This window comes from Gracilibacillus phocaeensis, from assembly GCF_900626275.1.
Lineage (GTDB): Bacteria > Bacillota > Bacilli > Bacillales > Amphibacillaceae > Gracilibacillus > Gracilibacillus timonensis.
The window spans coordinates 495,427-510,894 of the sequence record NZ_LR131143.1; the positions used below are offsets into that span (position 1 = coordinate 495,427).

12 protein-coding genes and 2 pseudogenes are annotated in these 15,468 nt (G+C 43.3%); 6 read left to right on the plus strand and 8 right to left on the minus strand.

The genetic code is table 11. The features are described from left to right. Nucleotides 1–176: 176 nt before the first annotated feature. Genes E0E32_RS06830 through E0E32_RS06845 form a run of 4 tightly spaced genes read left to right on the plus strand, consistent with a single transcriptional unit; the run spans nucleotide 177 to nucleotide 4,917 of the window. Nucleotides 177–1,349: a galactokinase gene (locus E0E32_RS06830; RefSeq protein ID WP_066188364.1), complete on the plus strand. Its 1,173-nt coding sequence runs from the start codon at nucleotides 177–179 to the stop codon at nucleotides 1,347–1,349. 12 nt (nucleotides 1,350–1,361) lie between these two features. Then, nucleotides 1,362–2,357: a UDP-glucose 4-epimerase GalE gene (galE, locus tag E0E32_RS06835; protein ID WP_066188366.1), complete on the plus strand. Its 996-nt coding sequence runs from the start codon at nucleotides 1,362–1,364 to the stop codon at nucleotides 2,355–2,357. Next, nucleotides 2,358–3,848: a UDP-glucose--hexose-1-phosphate uridylyltransferase gene (gene galT / locus E0E32_RS06840; protein WP_130859351.1), complete on the plus strand. Its 1,491-nt coding sequence runs from the start codon at nucleotides 2,358–2,360 to the stop codon at nucleotides 3,846–3,848. A gap of 28 nt (nucleotides 3,849–3,876) precedes the next feature. Then, complete coding sequence (locus E0E32_RS06845; protein ID WP_130859352.1) at nucleotides 3,877–4,917, plus strand: aldose epimerase family protein; 1,041 nt, start codon at nucleotides 3,877–3,879, stop codon at nucleotides 4,915–4,917. Nucleotides 4,918–4,977: 60 nt separating this feature from the next. Here E0E32_RS06845 and E0E32_RS06850 read toward each other — a convergent pair whose 3' ends face one another. Both E0E32_RS06850 and E0E32_RS06855 read right to left on the minus strand, forming a co-directional pair. Beyond that, on the minus strand, nucleotides 4,978–5,205 hold the full coding sequence (locus tag E0E32_RS06850) for a hypothetical protein (RefSeq protein ID WP_130859353.1): 228 nt from the start codon (nucleotides 5,203–5,205) through the stop codon (nucleotides 4,978–4,980). Nucleotides 5,206–5,301: 96 nt separating this feature from the next. Then, nucleotides 5,302–5,718: a small multi-drug export protein gene (locus E0E32_RS06855; protein ID WP_130859354.1), complete on the minus strand. Its 417-nt coding sequence runs from the start codon at nucleotides 5,716–5,718 to the stop codon at nucleotides 5,302–5,304. A gap of 400 nt (nucleotides 5,719–6,118) precedes the next feature. Here E0E32_RS06855 and E0E32_RS06860 point away from each other — a divergent pair. Both E0E32_RS06860 and E0E32_RS06865 read left to right on the plus strand, forming a co-directional pair. Then, nucleotides 6,119–6,913: pseudogene (locus tag E0E32_RS06860) on the plus strand (ribonucleotide reductase barrel domain-containing protein); the annotation flags it as partial. Between the two features lie 649 nt (nucleotides 6,914–7,562). Then, a pseudogene (locus E0E32_RS06865) lies at nucleotides 7,563–9,326 on the plus strand (vitamin B12-dependent ribonucleotide reductase); the annotation flags it as partial. 117 nt (nucleotides 9,327–9,443) lie between these two features. Here the strand turns inward: E0E32_RS06865 and E0E32_RS06870 are convergent. The 6 genes from E0E32_RS06870 to E0E32_RS06895 all read right to left on the minus strand — a co-directional run bounded on the left by E0E32_RS06870 (nucleotide 9,444) and on the right by E0E32_RS06895 (nucleotide 15,376). Further along, a complete protein-coding gene (locus E0E32_RS06870) occupies nucleotides 9,444–10,076 on the minus strand; it encodes a bifunctional 4-hydroxy-2-oxoglutarate aldolase/2-dehydro-3-deoxy-phosphogluconate aldolase (RefSeq protein ID WP_130859356.1) in 633 nt (210 codons plus the stop codon). Nucleotide 10,077: 1 nt separating this feature from the next. Further along, nucleotides 10,078–11,031, minus strand: coding sequence for a sugar kinase (locus tag E0E32_RS06875; RefSeq protein WP_130859510.1), 954 nt, complete (start codon nucleotides 11,029–11,031; stop codon nucleotides 10,078–10,080). A gap of 5 nt (nucleotides 11,032–11,036) precedes the next feature. Further along, nucleotides 11,037–12,185, minus strand: coding sequence for a galactonate dehydratase (dgoD, locus tag E0E32_RS06880; protein ID WP_130859357.1), 1,149 nt, complete (start codon nucleotides 12,183–12,185; stop codon nucleotides 11,037–11,039). Beyond that, nucleotides 12,182–12,955, minus strand: a complete 774-nt coding sequence (locus tag E0E32_RS06885; protein ID WP_130859358.1) for an IclR family transcriptional regulator — start codon at nucleotides 12,953–12,955, stop codon at nucleotides 12,182–12,184. The genes dgoD and E0E32_RS06885 overlap by 4 nt, the downstream gene beginning before the upstream one ends. A gap of 138 nt (nucleotides 12,956–13,093) precedes the next feature. Continuing rightward, nucleotides 13,094–14,287 carry an ROK family transcriptional regulator gene (locus tag E0E32_RS06890; protein ID WP_130859359.1) on the minus strand — a complete coding sequence of 398 codons (1,194 nt, stop codon included), beginning with the start codon at nucleotides 14,285–14,287 and terminating at the stop codon, nucleotides 13,094–13,096. Between the two features lie 105 nt (nucleotides 14,288–14,392). Next, complete coding sequence (locus E0E32_RS06895) at nucleotides 14,393–15,376, minus strand: aldo/keto reductase (protein ID WP_130859360.1); 984 nt, start codon at nucleotides 15,374–15,376, stop codon at nucleotides 14,393–14,395. Nucleotides 15,377–15,468: the final 92 nt, after the last annotated feature.

Consider the following 15,468-nt stretch of genomic DNA (forward strand, 5'->3'; position numbering starts at 1 on the left):
CAGCCTCAACGTAACACACATTTTGTTTTAAGTGAATTCTTCCAAAGTAATTTTTGGCTGTAAAAAACCACAATAAATTAATTTACTTCATACACCTTGTATCTCCATCGATAATCGCTTACAATATAGTTAATAAATTAAATTAATTAAGTTAAAAATGAAAGGAGAAGAACGACATGAATATTTCTGAATTAACCACTAAGTTTCAAGAGACATTCGCTACGTCCGCACAACCACGCACCTTTTTTGCGCCAGGCCGTATTAATCTGATCGGAGAGCATACCGACTATAATGGTGGGCACGTCTTCCCTGCTGCGATCTCGTTTGGCACGTATGCACTTGCTATTCCTAGAGAGGATAGAACATTACGCTTCTATTCTGATAATTTCCCGGAAAAAGGGATCATCGAGGTTTCTCTGAATGAGCTAGCCTATCAAAAGGCAGATGATTGGACCAATTTCCCTAAAGGGATGGTGCTTTATTTAAAGAAAGCAGGCTATTCGATTGAAACCGGTTTTGATGTGTTATTCTATGGTAATATTCCGAATGCAGCCGGTTTATCCTCTTCTGCTTCGCTAGAGCTTGTTACCGGTGTGTTACTGGAAAACCTCTATTCTTTTACCATTGATCGTCTGCAATTGGTTCAGCTCGGTCAAAAGGTAGAAAATCATTACATCGGTGTAAACAGTGGAATCATGGATCAATTTGCGGTAGGAATGGGCAAGAAAGATCATGCCATGCTCTTAAATTGTGATACATTAGATTATCAATATGCCCCCATTCAATTAGAAAATCATGATATCATTATTATTAACACGAATAAGCGACGTGAGCTTGCGGAATCAAAATACAATGAACGTCGCAGTCAGTGTGAAACAGCCCTAGCCGATTTACAAAGCGAATTATCAATCAACAGCCTCGGTGAGCTAACACCAGAACAATTTGAACAAAATCGTCAACTAATTAAAGACAGCACTAACCAACAACGTGCCAAGCATGCCGTCTATGAAAATGCCAGAACCATTGAAGCCTTACAACAATTAAAGGCCGGCGAGCTGGACACCTTTGGTCAGCTGATAAACCAGTCCCATGTTTCCTTACGTGATGACTATGAAGTTACTGGACTTGAGCTGGATACCATTGCCGAAACCGCCTGGCAGCAAAAGGGTGTCTTAGGAGCGCGAATGACAGGAGCAGGATTTGGCGGATGTGCTATTGCTATCGTTGAAAAAAACCAAGTAGACACGGTACAGCAGGCTATTACTGAAGCCTATCAAGCAAAGGTAGGTTACGCCCCAACGTTTTATATTGCGGCAATCGGCGATGGTGCCAAAGAAATCGAACTTTAGGAGGAATATTAGATGCGTACACTCGTATTAGGAGGAGCCGGCTATATCGGCTCCCATGCAGTCTATCAATTAATCGAACAAGGGCATGATGTGGTGGTTATCGATAATCTACTGACCGGACATCAGGATGCTGTTCATCCAAAAGCTACATTCTATCAAGGAGATATGCGTGATTTGGATTTTTTACGAGATGTCTTCTCTCGAGAATCCATTGATGGCGTTCTCCATTTTGCTGCCCATTCTCTGGTCGGGGAATCGATGGAAAAACCATTGATGTATTTCGATAACAATGTCTATGGCACACAAACCTTATTACAGGCCATGACGGAATTTGATATGAAACATATCGTCTTCTCTTCCACAGCAGCCACCTATGGAGAGCCAGAACAAGTACCGATCACGGAAGAAATGCCGACCCAGCCGACAAATACGTACGGAGAAACAAAATTAACGATGGAGAAAATGATGCACTGGACTGAGCAGGCCCATGACATCCATTTTGTCTCGTTACGTTATTTTAATGTAGCCGGTTCGCGCAGCACTGGTGAAATCGGTGAAGATCATAATCCTGAGACACATCTGATTCCAATTGTATTGCAAGTAGCACTAGGACAACGCGAGCATATCTCTATTTTTGGAGATGATTATGATACACCAGATGGCACCTGTATCCGCGACTATATTCATATCGAGGATTTAATCGAGGCACATCTACTTGCCCTTACTTATTTACAAAAAGGCGGAGAAAGTACCGTCTTTAATCTCGGAAGCAGCCAAGGGTTTTCGGTTAAAGAAATCATCGATGCCGCCAGGAATGTAACGCAGCACCCGATCCCTGCACAAGTTGCGCCAAGAAGAGCAGGGGATCCGAGTACCTTAATCGCCGCTTCTGATAAAGCACGATCAATCTTGGGCTGGAATCCATCGCGCACCGATATTAAACGGATTATTACAGATGCTTGGAACTGGCATCAGGCTAATCCACAAGGCTATAAGGAGGATCAATAAATGGCATCCCTTTCTGCCCTTATTCACACCCTAGTAACCAAAGCAACGGAAAAAGACTTGATCACCAACCGCGACCGGTTCTATGCCCGTAATCAAATCTTAGGCCTACTGCAAGAAGCAAGTTATCAAGAAACAGATGAACTGCTTTCTATGGATATACCTGATGTATTAGAAGAATTGGCGGATGTTGCACAAGAAAAAGGGATGATAGAAGGATTACTAGATGAACGGGAACAACTAACCGCTAAAATCATGGATGTCTTCCTTTCTAAACCATCTGCCATTAATGATACCTTTTATCAAAAATATGAAATCGCGCCAGAACAGGCGACAGCTTACTTTTATCAGTTAAGCAAAGACAGTAACTATATTCAAACCAAGCGAATTGCTAATAATATTCATTTTAAATCCGCTTCTGACTATGGGGATCTGGATATTACGATCAACCTGTCCAAACCAGAAAAGGATCCTGAACAGATCAGACGGGAGAAAGAAATGGTTCAGAATGTAGCTTATCCGCAATGTCTATTATGTGCCGAAAATGAAGGTTATGTTGGGCGGATTGGACACCCCGCCCGATCTAACCACCGGATTATTGAGGTGCCATTAGAGGGAGAAGAATGGTTCATACAGTATTCGCCGTATGTATATTACAATGAGCACAGTATTGTTTTTGCCAGGGAGCACCGGCCGATGAAGATTAACCGTGATTCTTTCGCACGGTTAACGGCCTTTATCGAGAAATTCCCTCACTATTTTATTGGTTCGAATGCTGATTTACCAATTGTAGGCGGCAGCATCCTCTCCCATGACCATTATCAAGGGGGAAACTATACCTTTGCCATGACCAATGCGGAAGATGAATTCTCTTTTCAGGTAGATGCTTATCCGGAGATCGAGGCAGCAGTGGTTAAATGGCCATTATCCGTGATTCGTTTGCGTCATGCCGATCGTCAACAGTTGATCAACGCTTCTGATGATATTCTGCAGAAATGGCGTGAATACAGTGATCTGGAGGCGAATATCTATGCCTTTAGCGATAATACACCACATAATACGATCACGCCGATTGCCCGCAAACGAGATGGCATGTTTGAAATAGATTTGGTCTTGCGTAATAATCGTACATCAGAGGAGCATCCAATGGGCATTTTTCATCCACACGCAGATGTCCATCACATTAAAAAGGAAAATATCGGTTTAATTGAAGTCATGGGCTTGGCGGTTTTGCCTCCACGATTGAAACAAGAACTAGCCGCGATTAAGCGGTACTTATTAGGGGAAGAAGTAAATGTTGCCGATTATCACCAGAATTGGGTACAATCGATACAAGAGGAGCATAAAGCGATCACGACAGCAAATGTCGATCAAATCGTTGAAGACGCATTAGGCGCGAAATTTGCCCGTGTGCTAGAAGATGCCGGTGTTTACAAAACCGATCAAGCTGGACGAGAGGCATTCCGTCGTTTTCTTGCCTTCTTAAATCAATAATAGAATCCTATTAGGAGGAATCCGTTGAATGGACATTCAAACACATGCAATTGATGTAAAAGATCAACAATGGAAAGAATTTACCTTAGTCAATGACAACGATATGAGCGTGTCTATCCTAGACTTTGGGGGAATTATCACCCAAATCCTCACACCGGATCAAGACGGAAATATAGAAAATATCGTGCTTGGTTTTGAACATTATGAGGATTACTTAGACAATCCCGGTAATTTTGGTGCCTTGATTGGCCGTGTGGCTGGCAGGATCGAGAAGGCACAGTTTGAGATAGATGGTAAAACCTATCAGCTGCCAGCCAATGAAGGAGAAAACCATCTGCATGGTGGTGAGCCTGGTTTTCACAAAACAACTTGGAAGGTTACTCCTTTTCAAAATAATGAAGAAGTCGGCCTCACCCTCACCCATTCCAGCCCAGATGGAGAAAATGGTTATCCGGGCAACCTGGAAATGACAGTGGTCTATACACTAGATAATGATAATGCTTTAACGATTACGTATGAAGGATTTGTCGATCACAAGTCCGTACTAACGAGCACCAATCATACCTATTTCAACTTGAGCGGTGATCTAAAAACAGACATTCAAGATCATGAAATCACCTTGGACAGCAGTCAGTTTGTTGAATTAGACGAGGCACTAATCCCGACTGGACAGATCCTCGACACAGCCAATACGATGTTTGATTTCCGTCAAGGTCGACCGATGAAAGACGGTGTCTCTTCTGATTTCAAACAAAATCTCGTGGCTAATCATGGCTATGATCATTACTTTATCTTTGATCATTCGCAAGAGGCAAGCGCCATCGTACGTGATCCCAAAAGCGGGCGGCAACTGAAGGTTATCACTGATCAACCGGGTGTTGTCATGTATACCTCGAACAACCTCGACAAAGGTATGGCATTACGCGAACGAGAATCGGATCAATATTTAGGTTTATGCTTAGAAACCCAGGCCTCCCCTGCTTCCATCCATCATGAGGGATTCCCATCTGTTTGGATTGATAAAGGCGAGCGCTATTTTGGGAAGACGCAATTTATTTTTTCTTCTTAATAAGTACGGTTCGCACAAATAGACGCTCGTTTGGAGCGTCTATTTGTTATATGATGCTTCTCACTTTTCAACGTCCCTCTTATCCTTCATCGCTAATGCTAGCATAAAAATCAACACGATACAGACAAATCCGACTGGAATAAACCAGTCTGGAGCTTCAAAATGAGGTAATTCCGGCAAATTAGCGGCCACTCCTTCATAAATGGTTAAGGCCGGAATAACTGCTAACAATATCATGAACGGCGGAATGATTTGCTTTGGAATAATTTTACGTATTAATCCTATCATTTGGAACAACCTCCTTTCTTATGAGAATGGATTAAGGTTTGGCAAATATTCTAAAAGGTTCACACCATAATGAAAGGCAACACCTAAGGCAAGCGACTATGCTCCAATACCAATAGCTTGCCAAATACTCACATAAGCCTTTTTAGCTCCCGATGCAATGGAAATGGCGGCACATACATGGAAACAAATAATCGGTCCTGCAAACGATATTCCGGCAACACCATATTTATTGAATATCTTTTGCGCTCGATTTTTTCTCTTATTATCTTTATTTTTCACCACTTTCTTGCGCAGGCCAGATAACAGCCAAATAAAGACCATCACGGACAGCCAATTCCCTACAGCAGCAATAGCAACAACTTGAATGCTCGGAAAGCCGAAGACAATCCCAATTGGTATGGCTACATACGATTCAAAAAACGGGATAACCGAAATGAGGAATGTACCCAAATACTGCACCCACGTCTCTGACTGTGCTAATGTAACGACAAAATCTTGGAACCATTCGATCATAAAAATTCCTCCTTTTTATTTGCTGGCTCTATCATAAGGAAGAAAAATACCTATTGCATTAGATTGTAGATGAAAAGGGGGAATCAAAATGTGAGTGGTCACTTTATCAAGATGAATGAGATGGTTTTTGAAAGAAGACTACTATAACAGCAATGGAACAGTGTTCAAGCGGATGAATGGGGTAAAAATAAGAATGAGCGGGTTCTGTTGCAGAGGGAATGAAGATAATAGAGTGAACTTTGTAAGAAATGATGACACTTATAAAGTTCATAATAGGGCATCATTTTCACTTTTCATTCAATATATAGTACTTATTTTGACACAAACACTCAATATATTGAATGATGATGTTATTTCTGATAAGCTTGAATTGATTTTGTTATAAAGAGGAGGCTCTGAGATGTCAGCAACAAAAAACGATACGATGGAAATAAATGTAGAACAATTAAACCAAGATATTGCCCAATTTCCGCAAGTTCACTCGATTACCTCAGACATGCATACCACCCATAAGGGGGTATCGCGACTGGTCATGTTGGATCGATATGCCTTCAAGGATACGCAAAAAGAGACCTTGAAACCAGGTGACTTTGTCGTATTAACCATCAAGGAAGATCCGAAGTTTCCTGCTAGAGGAACGGGATTTATACTAGAGATTAATCCCAACTCAGCGAAGGCCAAAATACAAATAGAATCCGATTATCTTCATGTATTGGAAAAACCAGAAGAACAAGAAACAGGCATTATTGAACGGCCATTAACGATTATTGACAAACCTTTAGAGGTTTACTATGAACAGATAGCCAAACGAAATGCAACTGGGCTGGCAGCAGTTGAAACAACAAAGGTTAAACAAGGGGAATGGTTTGACCATTTTTATCAAGAATTAGTTGACCTCAACTTTGTACCAGCTGGACGTGTGCTTTACGGGGCTGGCTCTGATACCGATGTCACTTACTTTAATTGTTATGTGATGCCCTTTGTTGAGGATTCGCGGGAAGGCATCAGCGATCATCGCAAACAGGTGATGGAGATTATGTCCCGTGGCGGTGGTGTCGGAACAAATGGTTCCACCTTACGACCGCGAAATGCACTAGCCAGAGGGGTAAATGGCAAATCATCAGGCTCTGTCTCATGGCTGGATGACATCGCTAAGTTAACGCATTTAGTCGAACAAGGCGGATCAAGACGTGGTAAAATCGAGTGCCTCGTCTCTAAATAAACCTCGTGAATTGCTGGAAACTCTTTTTGAATACATGATTATCTCCTAAAAATTAAATAATTTTGGAGTGAAAAATCAGGTCTTTCTATAATGCTAAAGAATCCCAATTATGTAAGTTATGTAATTTTGAAATCAATCATAATAAACAAGGAAGATTTACTTCTCACTTAAAGATACAACATGGATTATCCTTAAATGATTATCTAATTCGATATTTTTATGCAGAAAATGACTTAAAATGTTCATACAGTCTATGTGAAAATACAAATATAGCTAACCGAAATGGATATATTATTTTAAGATTTTGGGAATTTGATATCATTCATCATTTTGAAGATATCAAAAGCATTATAAATAATTTGTTAGCTACAACAGAATCGGAAACGATAGATGTGAATGCTGAAAAATAACAAATGGTTAAAGACAACCAGCAGCCAAGCTCCTTTTAAATGGAGAAGGTTCAACGACCATCGAAATCACACTTTTTAGTGGAAGAGAGTAGAGTAGGGAGCAAGTGCTCCCGAAGCGCGAGGATATCTGTTTTACTCAGATGGATATAAGATATGGTCTGACCTCTAAGGTGACTTAGAGAGTTGATGTAACGAATCAACGCAACAAACTGGCTCAAATGATTATGTTAAGCGACTGGCATCCAGATGTCATCGAATTTATTATTTCTAAGATGCAAAATCCGCGTATTTTACGTTATTTAATTGAAAGTAGTCAAGATGAGACTATTGTTCAACTGGCAGAGGAAAAGCTAGCATTTACACCGCTTCCAGCTGATGACGTTCAGTTATACCAAGGTATTGTTAATTATAAAGATATGCCGGGACAAGGCGGATTTACCGACGCCAATATAGAAAAGGCAGAAGCAGAATTACGCGATGGCGGTTCTTACTCTGTTCACAATACAGATTTCCTAACAGGGGCCAATATCTCTGTCTGTATTACCGATGAGTTTATGCAAGCTGTAGAAAATGACAGTGAGTATAGCTTACGTTTTCCTGATGTAGAAAATTATACAGCGGAAGAAATGGCCTATTATAATGAACACTGGCATCAGGTTGGTGATGTTCGGGAATGGGCAGAACGCGGGCTTGGTATAAAAGTATATCGAACTATAAAGGCGAAAGACTTATGGAATCTCATCAATATTTGTGCAACTTATTCAGCAGAACCTGGCATTTTCTTCATTGACAATGCCAATAATAAAACAAACGCAACAGCTTATGGTCAAAAGGTCGTTGCGACTAACCCATGTGGGGAACAGCCCCTCGCTCCTTATAGTGTCTGCAACTTGGCGGCAGTCAATCTCGCTAATATGGCAGATAAAAAACAGAAGAAACCTGATTTTGACCAGCTGAAACAAACGGTCGAAATTGGTGTTAGAATGCAGGATAATGTGATTGATTCCACCCCTTATTTCTTGGAGAAAAACCGGCAGCAAGCATTAGGCGAACGCCGAATTGGCTTAGGGGTAATGGGACTGCATGATTTGTTGATCTATTGTGAGTCAGCCTATGGATCAAAAGAAGGTAACCAACTAGTGGATCAGATTTTTGAAACGATCGCTACCACGGCCTATCGCACGTCGATAGAGCTGGCTAAGGAAAAAGGAAGCTTTCCATTTTTAATCGGAGAAACAGAGGAAGAAACACAACAACTGCGACAAAACTTTATCAACACAGGCTATATGAAAGATATGCCTGAGGATGTTCGAGAAGGCGTGCTGCAGCATGGCATTCGCAATTCTCACTTGTTGACGGTTGCTCCAACTGGTTCTACTGGTACGATGGTTGGCGTCTCCACTGGGCTGGAGCCTTACTTCTCCTTCACCTATTATCGCAGTGGACGATTAGGCAAGTTTATCGAGGTCAAGGCCGATATTGTTCAGGAATATCTAGATGCCCATCCAGAGCAAGACGAAAATGATTTACCGGAATGGTTTGTGACTGCGATGAGCTTATCACCAGAGGCTCATGCCGACACCCAATGCGTAATTCAGCGCTGGGTAGACAGCTCGATTTCGAAAACCGTCAACGCACCGAGAGGCTACAAGGTCGAGCAAGTCGAACAGGTTTACCAGCGATTATATCGAGGCGGCGCCAAAGGTGGTACCGTCTATGTCGATGGCAGCCGTGACAGCCAAGTCCTCACACTCAAGGCAGAAGAGAATGATTTATCGGAGCAGACAGAACTCTTTGCCGATGAAGAGAAAAAAGTGGTACTGATGGATACGATCAATGAATTAGATAAAACCAATATGTCGGTCGGCTCCGAAGTTGGCGACACCTGCCCCGTCTGCCGTCAAGGAAGTATAGAAGATATCGGCGGTTGTAATACCTGTACCAATTGCGGCGCACAGTTGAAGTGTGGACTATAGCAGGTGTGCTTTTCCGGACGGTTTTGGCTGTTTGCCGGACGGTTCTGGGATCTTTCCGGACGATTCGAGACTTTTTCCGGACAATCTCGCATTATGTCAACAAACAACTCCGTAACCTTATACGGAGTTGTTTGTTTGCGAAAAGGCCTTGGCACGATCGGTTAATGCCTGCAAATCTTGTGTGGAATAACTTGATTGCTTCTTTACTAGCGAGCTGCCGATTCCTGCTGCTACTGCCCCAACTGCAAAATAGTCGGCTATATTATCTAGATTGACCCCTCCCGTTGGCATAAGAGGAATCTGCGGTAATGGACTTTGAATGTCTTTGAGATAACTCGGTCCTAACACGGTAGCAGGAAAAACCTTGATGATATCCGCGCCGCTCTCGTAAGCCGTCAATATCTCGGTTGGTGTCATCGCCCCCGGAATACTTACTATGCCATAACGTTTGGCCATTACAATCGTTTCCTTATCAACCGTTGGGGAAAAAATAAACTGTGCACCTGCCATGATCGCCGACCGAGCCGTTTCTGCATCTAAGACAGTGCCCGCTCCTGCAATCACCTCTCCTTGATATCTTTCTCGTACCTTTTCAATCCAATGAAAGGCGTTGGGCGTATCTACCGTAATTTCCAGTATTCGAATACCACCTGCATACAACGATTCTACGACATTCATCACTTCAGAGCTTGGTACACCACGTATGATCGCAACCAGTCTATGTTTGTATATTTCCTGTAAGATGTTCATCTTATCGATCCACATCTCCTTTCTTTACTTGGGTAAAGCGCGCTAATTCGTCCGCATCCGGCAAACCTTCTACATCGCCATTCACGGTGGTCACGATCGCACCAATCGCATTTCCCTTAGCGACCCGCTCTTCCAATGGTAACCCTTCCAATAGCCCAGCGATCAAGCCTGCCGCAAAGCCATCTCCTGCACCAATAGGGTCAACAACCCGTTCCACCGGATAACTTGGCACAAACCCATGCGAATCTTTCGTAAAAAAATGGGCGCCCTTACTCCCTTCTTTTAAGATTACCGTACTGGCTCCCTTTTCCATGAAACGCTGGGCATATTGTTCCAAGGAAGCATCGCCAAATAAATAACGGGCTTCGCTGACACCTGGCAAGATGATGTCGGCTTGTTTGGCAATCTGCCCTAAACGTTCTCTTGCCTGCTGCTTAGAGTCCCATAGCTTCTCGCGAATATTAGGATCAAACACGACCGGTACACGATATTTTTCAGCAAATCGCAAGGCCTGCATAACGGCTTGAAAACAGCTTTCACTTAATGCGGGTGTTATACCAGTAATATGCAAATATTTGGTCTGCGCAATATATGTTTCTTGGATATCATCTGCACTCATTCTGCTTGCGGCAGATCCGGCGCGATAGTAGTAAACATACACATCCTGCTCATGACGAATCTCTTTAAAATATAATCCTGTCGGCGCCCTACTGTCTGCTTGAACCTGAGAAACATCCACTCCTTCTCCTCGAACAAAATGGATTAATCCTTTGCCAAACTCATCATCACCAACTCTGCTGATCCAGCCCGTCTGAAAACCCAAACGCTGTAAACCAATCGCCACATTTGTCTCTGCTCCGGCAAATTTACGGGAATACTGGGAAGCATAGCGCATCTTCCCCATGGTATCAGGGCTGAACATCGCCATTGTCTCTCCCAGCGTGATAACATCCATTTTCTTTACCATTCTGCCACCGTGCCATCCTGATGACGCCAAACCGGATTTCGCCAGCTATGCCCCGTTTTTGCCAGTTCTCTTACCTTTTCTTCATTCATTTCAATACCCAAACCAGGACCTTGTGGCAGTTTGACATGACCCTCTTGATAATCAAACACCGAAGTATCTGTCAGATAGTCCAATAAATCATTGCCTTGGTTATAATGAATACCGAGGCTCTGTTCTTGAATAAACGCATTATGAGCCGTGGCGTCCACTTGGAGACAGGCTGCCAAGGCAATCGGACCTAACGGACAATGTGGAGCAACTGCGATATCATAGGCTTCTGCCATCGAAGCAATTTTCTTCACTTCCGTGATGCCGCCTGCATGAGATAAATCGGGTTGAATAATATCGGCATAACCGGCTTCAAACAATGGTTTAAAATCCCATCTAGAATACATACGTTCACCGGTCGCAATCGGAATCGGAGTATATTTGCTGATCTCAGCCAGCGCTTCGTTATTCTCCGGCAGTACCGGCTCCTCTATAAACATCGGGCGAAACGCTTCCAATTCTTTCGCTAATACTTTGGCCATCGGTTTATGAACCCTGCCGTGAAAATCAATGCCGATGCCAATATAGTCACCAACTGCTTCACGGACAGAGGCAATTCGTTCGACGACACGGTCGATCTTTTCATAACTGTCGATATATTGCAGTTCTTCCGTAGCATTCATCTTCACCGCCGTAAAACCAGCGTCGACAACTGCCTGAGCTGCTTCTCCCACATCACTGGGGCGATCTCCGCCAATCCAGGAATACACCCGAATAGACTCGCGGCAAGCGCCACCCAATAATTGATAAATAGGGGCATTAAAAAATTTTCCTTTAATATCCCATAGTGCCTGATCAAGCCCTGCAATCGCGCTCATCAGAATCGGACCCCCGCGATAAAAGCCAGAGCGATACATCACATTCCAATGATCCTCGATGTTTAATGGGTCTTTCCCCATTAAGTATTCCGCTAATTCCTGTACAGCGGTTTCAACCGTAGCTGCCCTGCCTTCAACGACAGGTTCTCCCCAGCCAGTGATCCCTTCGTCTGTCTCCACTTTCACGAAGCACCATCTTGGCGGCACAACAAATGTTTCGATAGAAGTAATCTTCATTTTTCCACACCTTTCCGATATCCTAATTTTTGCGAGATAAGTTGACTTTGCTTGCGGATAACAGGAACCAAATCTGTTTGAACACGACTTTTGGTCATGCGTTCGATCGGTCCTGCAATACTGATGGCCGCTACTACCTTGCCTTCAGCATCTAGAATGGGGGCAGCTATACAGCGGATTCCTTTCTCATGCTCCTGTTCATCGATAGCATAACCCTGAGCTTGTATGTTACCGATCTCCTCCTTCAACTGCTCCAAATTGGTGATCGTCGTATCGGTAAACTTCGGAAACCCTTTATTTTCCGCTAATTGCTCCCATTGCGACGCCTCATACCCTATTAACAGCGCCTTACCTACGCCGGTACAATGCAGCATCGCACGCTTTCCAACCTGGGAATACATCCTCAATGTTTGTTTGCTTTCCACTTTATCGATGTAAACGGCTTCATCTTGATCCAAAATGCATAAATGAACCACTTCCTCAGCGTCTTGTGACAGTTGCTTTAGGTTTTCTTTTGCCACCGACCGTATATCGAGCTGACCTAGAAAATGGCTAGCTAAAGTGAGGCACTGTACTCCTAATTGATAATAACCCGTTTGTTCGTCTTGTTGAATATAACCTCTTACCATCAGCGTTTGCAACAATCGATGAATCGTGCTTTTCGCCAGCCCCATTTCCGCTGATAGCTGAGCAATACTCGCTCCATTTGGCTCGTCAGCCAGATACTCCAAAATCGATAAACTGCGCTCAACAGATTGAACTTGTACCATAGCCTCCTCCTTTCATTCCATAATACGGAATGATGTTTTGTATTTTGGAATACTTTTATCTTATCGTAAAAAGGGCTGGACGTCAAAAAGCCCCTAAGAATGTTTTTTCTTAGAGGTTTCATGACGGAAACTACTATATCAATTACCGACCTCCGGCTGAAACAACTCACTCAATACCAAGGCAACCGCCCCAAGCGAAGAGCCGTATTCGCCCAGTTTCGATAATTGAACAACCGTATCTTGAGCCCGATCGTATATGACACGCGATTGAATCGTTTCCCGAACAGGATCGAGAATGTAAGCACCTGCTTTAGCCACTCCACCCCCGATAATCACTGATCCAGGATTAAACGTGTGAATAAGGTTGGTTAAGGCAATCCCTAAGTAAATACCGGCTTCATGAAGAACCGCTCCTGCCAAGTCATCACCAGCAACTGCCGCTTGATGAATGGTTTCTGCTGTAATTTCATCAGCGTGCTCCAACAACATCGATGCATTTCCTGCCGCCAGTAATTCTTCAGCCCTTTCTGCAATAGCCGGTCCCGACGCAATCGTTTGTAAACAGCCATGGTTACCACAGCTGCATTTTTTTCCACGTAAATCAATCATCATATGACCAATCTCACCAGCAATGCCATGTTCGCCATTATAGAGCTTGCCATCTATCACCATACCTGCACCAATACCTCGTCCCACGTTAATGGCAACCATACTTCTACCAGTTATTTCGCCATGGAACCAGGACTCGCCAAGTGCCAAGGCCTTGGCATCATTCTCAACCTTCACCGTCATCGCAAAGTATGCTTCTAACCGTTCTTTGATCGGGACATCACGTAAATCTAAATTAGGCGCGAAGATAGCCCGTCCCTGCTCAGCGTCCACAATACCATGCATAGCCACACCGATTCCGATAAATTGTAAGCTGTCGTGCCGCTCCATTAATTGTTGAATGCCTTTCTTCAGCCTGTCCAACAGGTTCTCGCTATCTACTTTATCGCGAATGATCTCCCTTAATTCATCCCGTCTTTCTCCCGACAAATCAGAAATAATAAAACGAATTTGACTTGGACCAACATCTACCCCAACAATATGAAAGGCCTGCACATTCAATACAAGCATAGTTGGCTTTCTTCCGCCCTGAGAAATTCCTAGTTGACTTTCCCTAATAAGCCCTTGCACTAACAGCTCCTTCACAATTGTTCCTACGGTAGGTGGGGTTAGTTCTGTTTCTTTCGCAATTTGAGCGCGCGAGATCGATCCAGCTTTACGAATTTTATTTAAAATAATCGATTTATTTAATGACTTCATCCATTGAAAACTGCCTCTTTGCATACACGTACCCACTTTCTTAAAGCTCTTAATTAAGTATATCATACTACATGACTAGGACAAAAAAACACACAAACATTGCATGGCAACATTTGTGTGTAGCTGTACTTAATAAGGACCACGTATCCAATCGTGTACTTCCTTCTGATAAAAGGTATGCAATTCCTCTAGCTCTTCTTCTGTAAAGGCAGGTGCTTCTACGGCACCCAAGTTATCCTCAATTTGTTTAACGGTCTTGAACCCAGGAATAACCGAGGATATCGCGTCATAACTAAGAATCCACTGCAAGGCAGCGCGGGTTAAATTACCTCTGCCTGATGTGATCCAATCCAGCTTCTCACTCAACTCTACCCCTTTGGAAAATGGCAGACCTGCAAAGGTTTCACCAACATTAAAGGCCTCCCCATTTTGATTAAATTGACGATGGTCACTACCTTCAAACTGATGGTCTTTGCTAAACTTGCCGGTCAATAAACCACTTGCCAATGGAACACGAGCGAGTAAGCCCACCTGCTTTTCCTTGGCTGTTGGGAATAACTCAAAAATAGGTTTCTGCCGGAATAGATTGAAAATAACCTGCAGGGCAGCCACGTTAGGATTTTCCATTGCAAGCAGTCCCTCTTCCACCGTTTCCACACTCACACCATAATAACGGACTTTCCCTTGTCGCTGCAATTTATCCAGCACCTCAAACACCCTGCCATCTCGCAATATGTCGATCGGCGGGCAGTGAATCTGGATCAAATCGAGCCGTTCCCGTTGCAAGCGGCGTAAACTATTTTCCACATATTGCGTAACAGCAGCTTCCGAATAATTGGTTGGATCATGGATGTCACCGGCCCGACAAAACTTGCTAGCGATATAGATGTGATTTTCCTTCCCTTTGGTCGCTTTTGCTAACAGCTCTTCACTATGGCCATCGCCATACACATCGGCGGTATCAAAGAAGTTAACACCTTGATCCATGGCACGAGCAAGACCGTCTAAGGCCTCCTTATCGTCGGTCTTCCCCCATGAACCACCTATAGCCCAAGTACCAAAGCTTAGTTCACTAATTTTCATATCTGTTTTACCCAATTGGCGATATTGCATACTTCACGTCCTCCCTTTTTCCTACACTCAATGATCACATCTAGTATATCGAATAAACCTCTTCTATGAAAGTATGCGGTTTCAAACTTAAC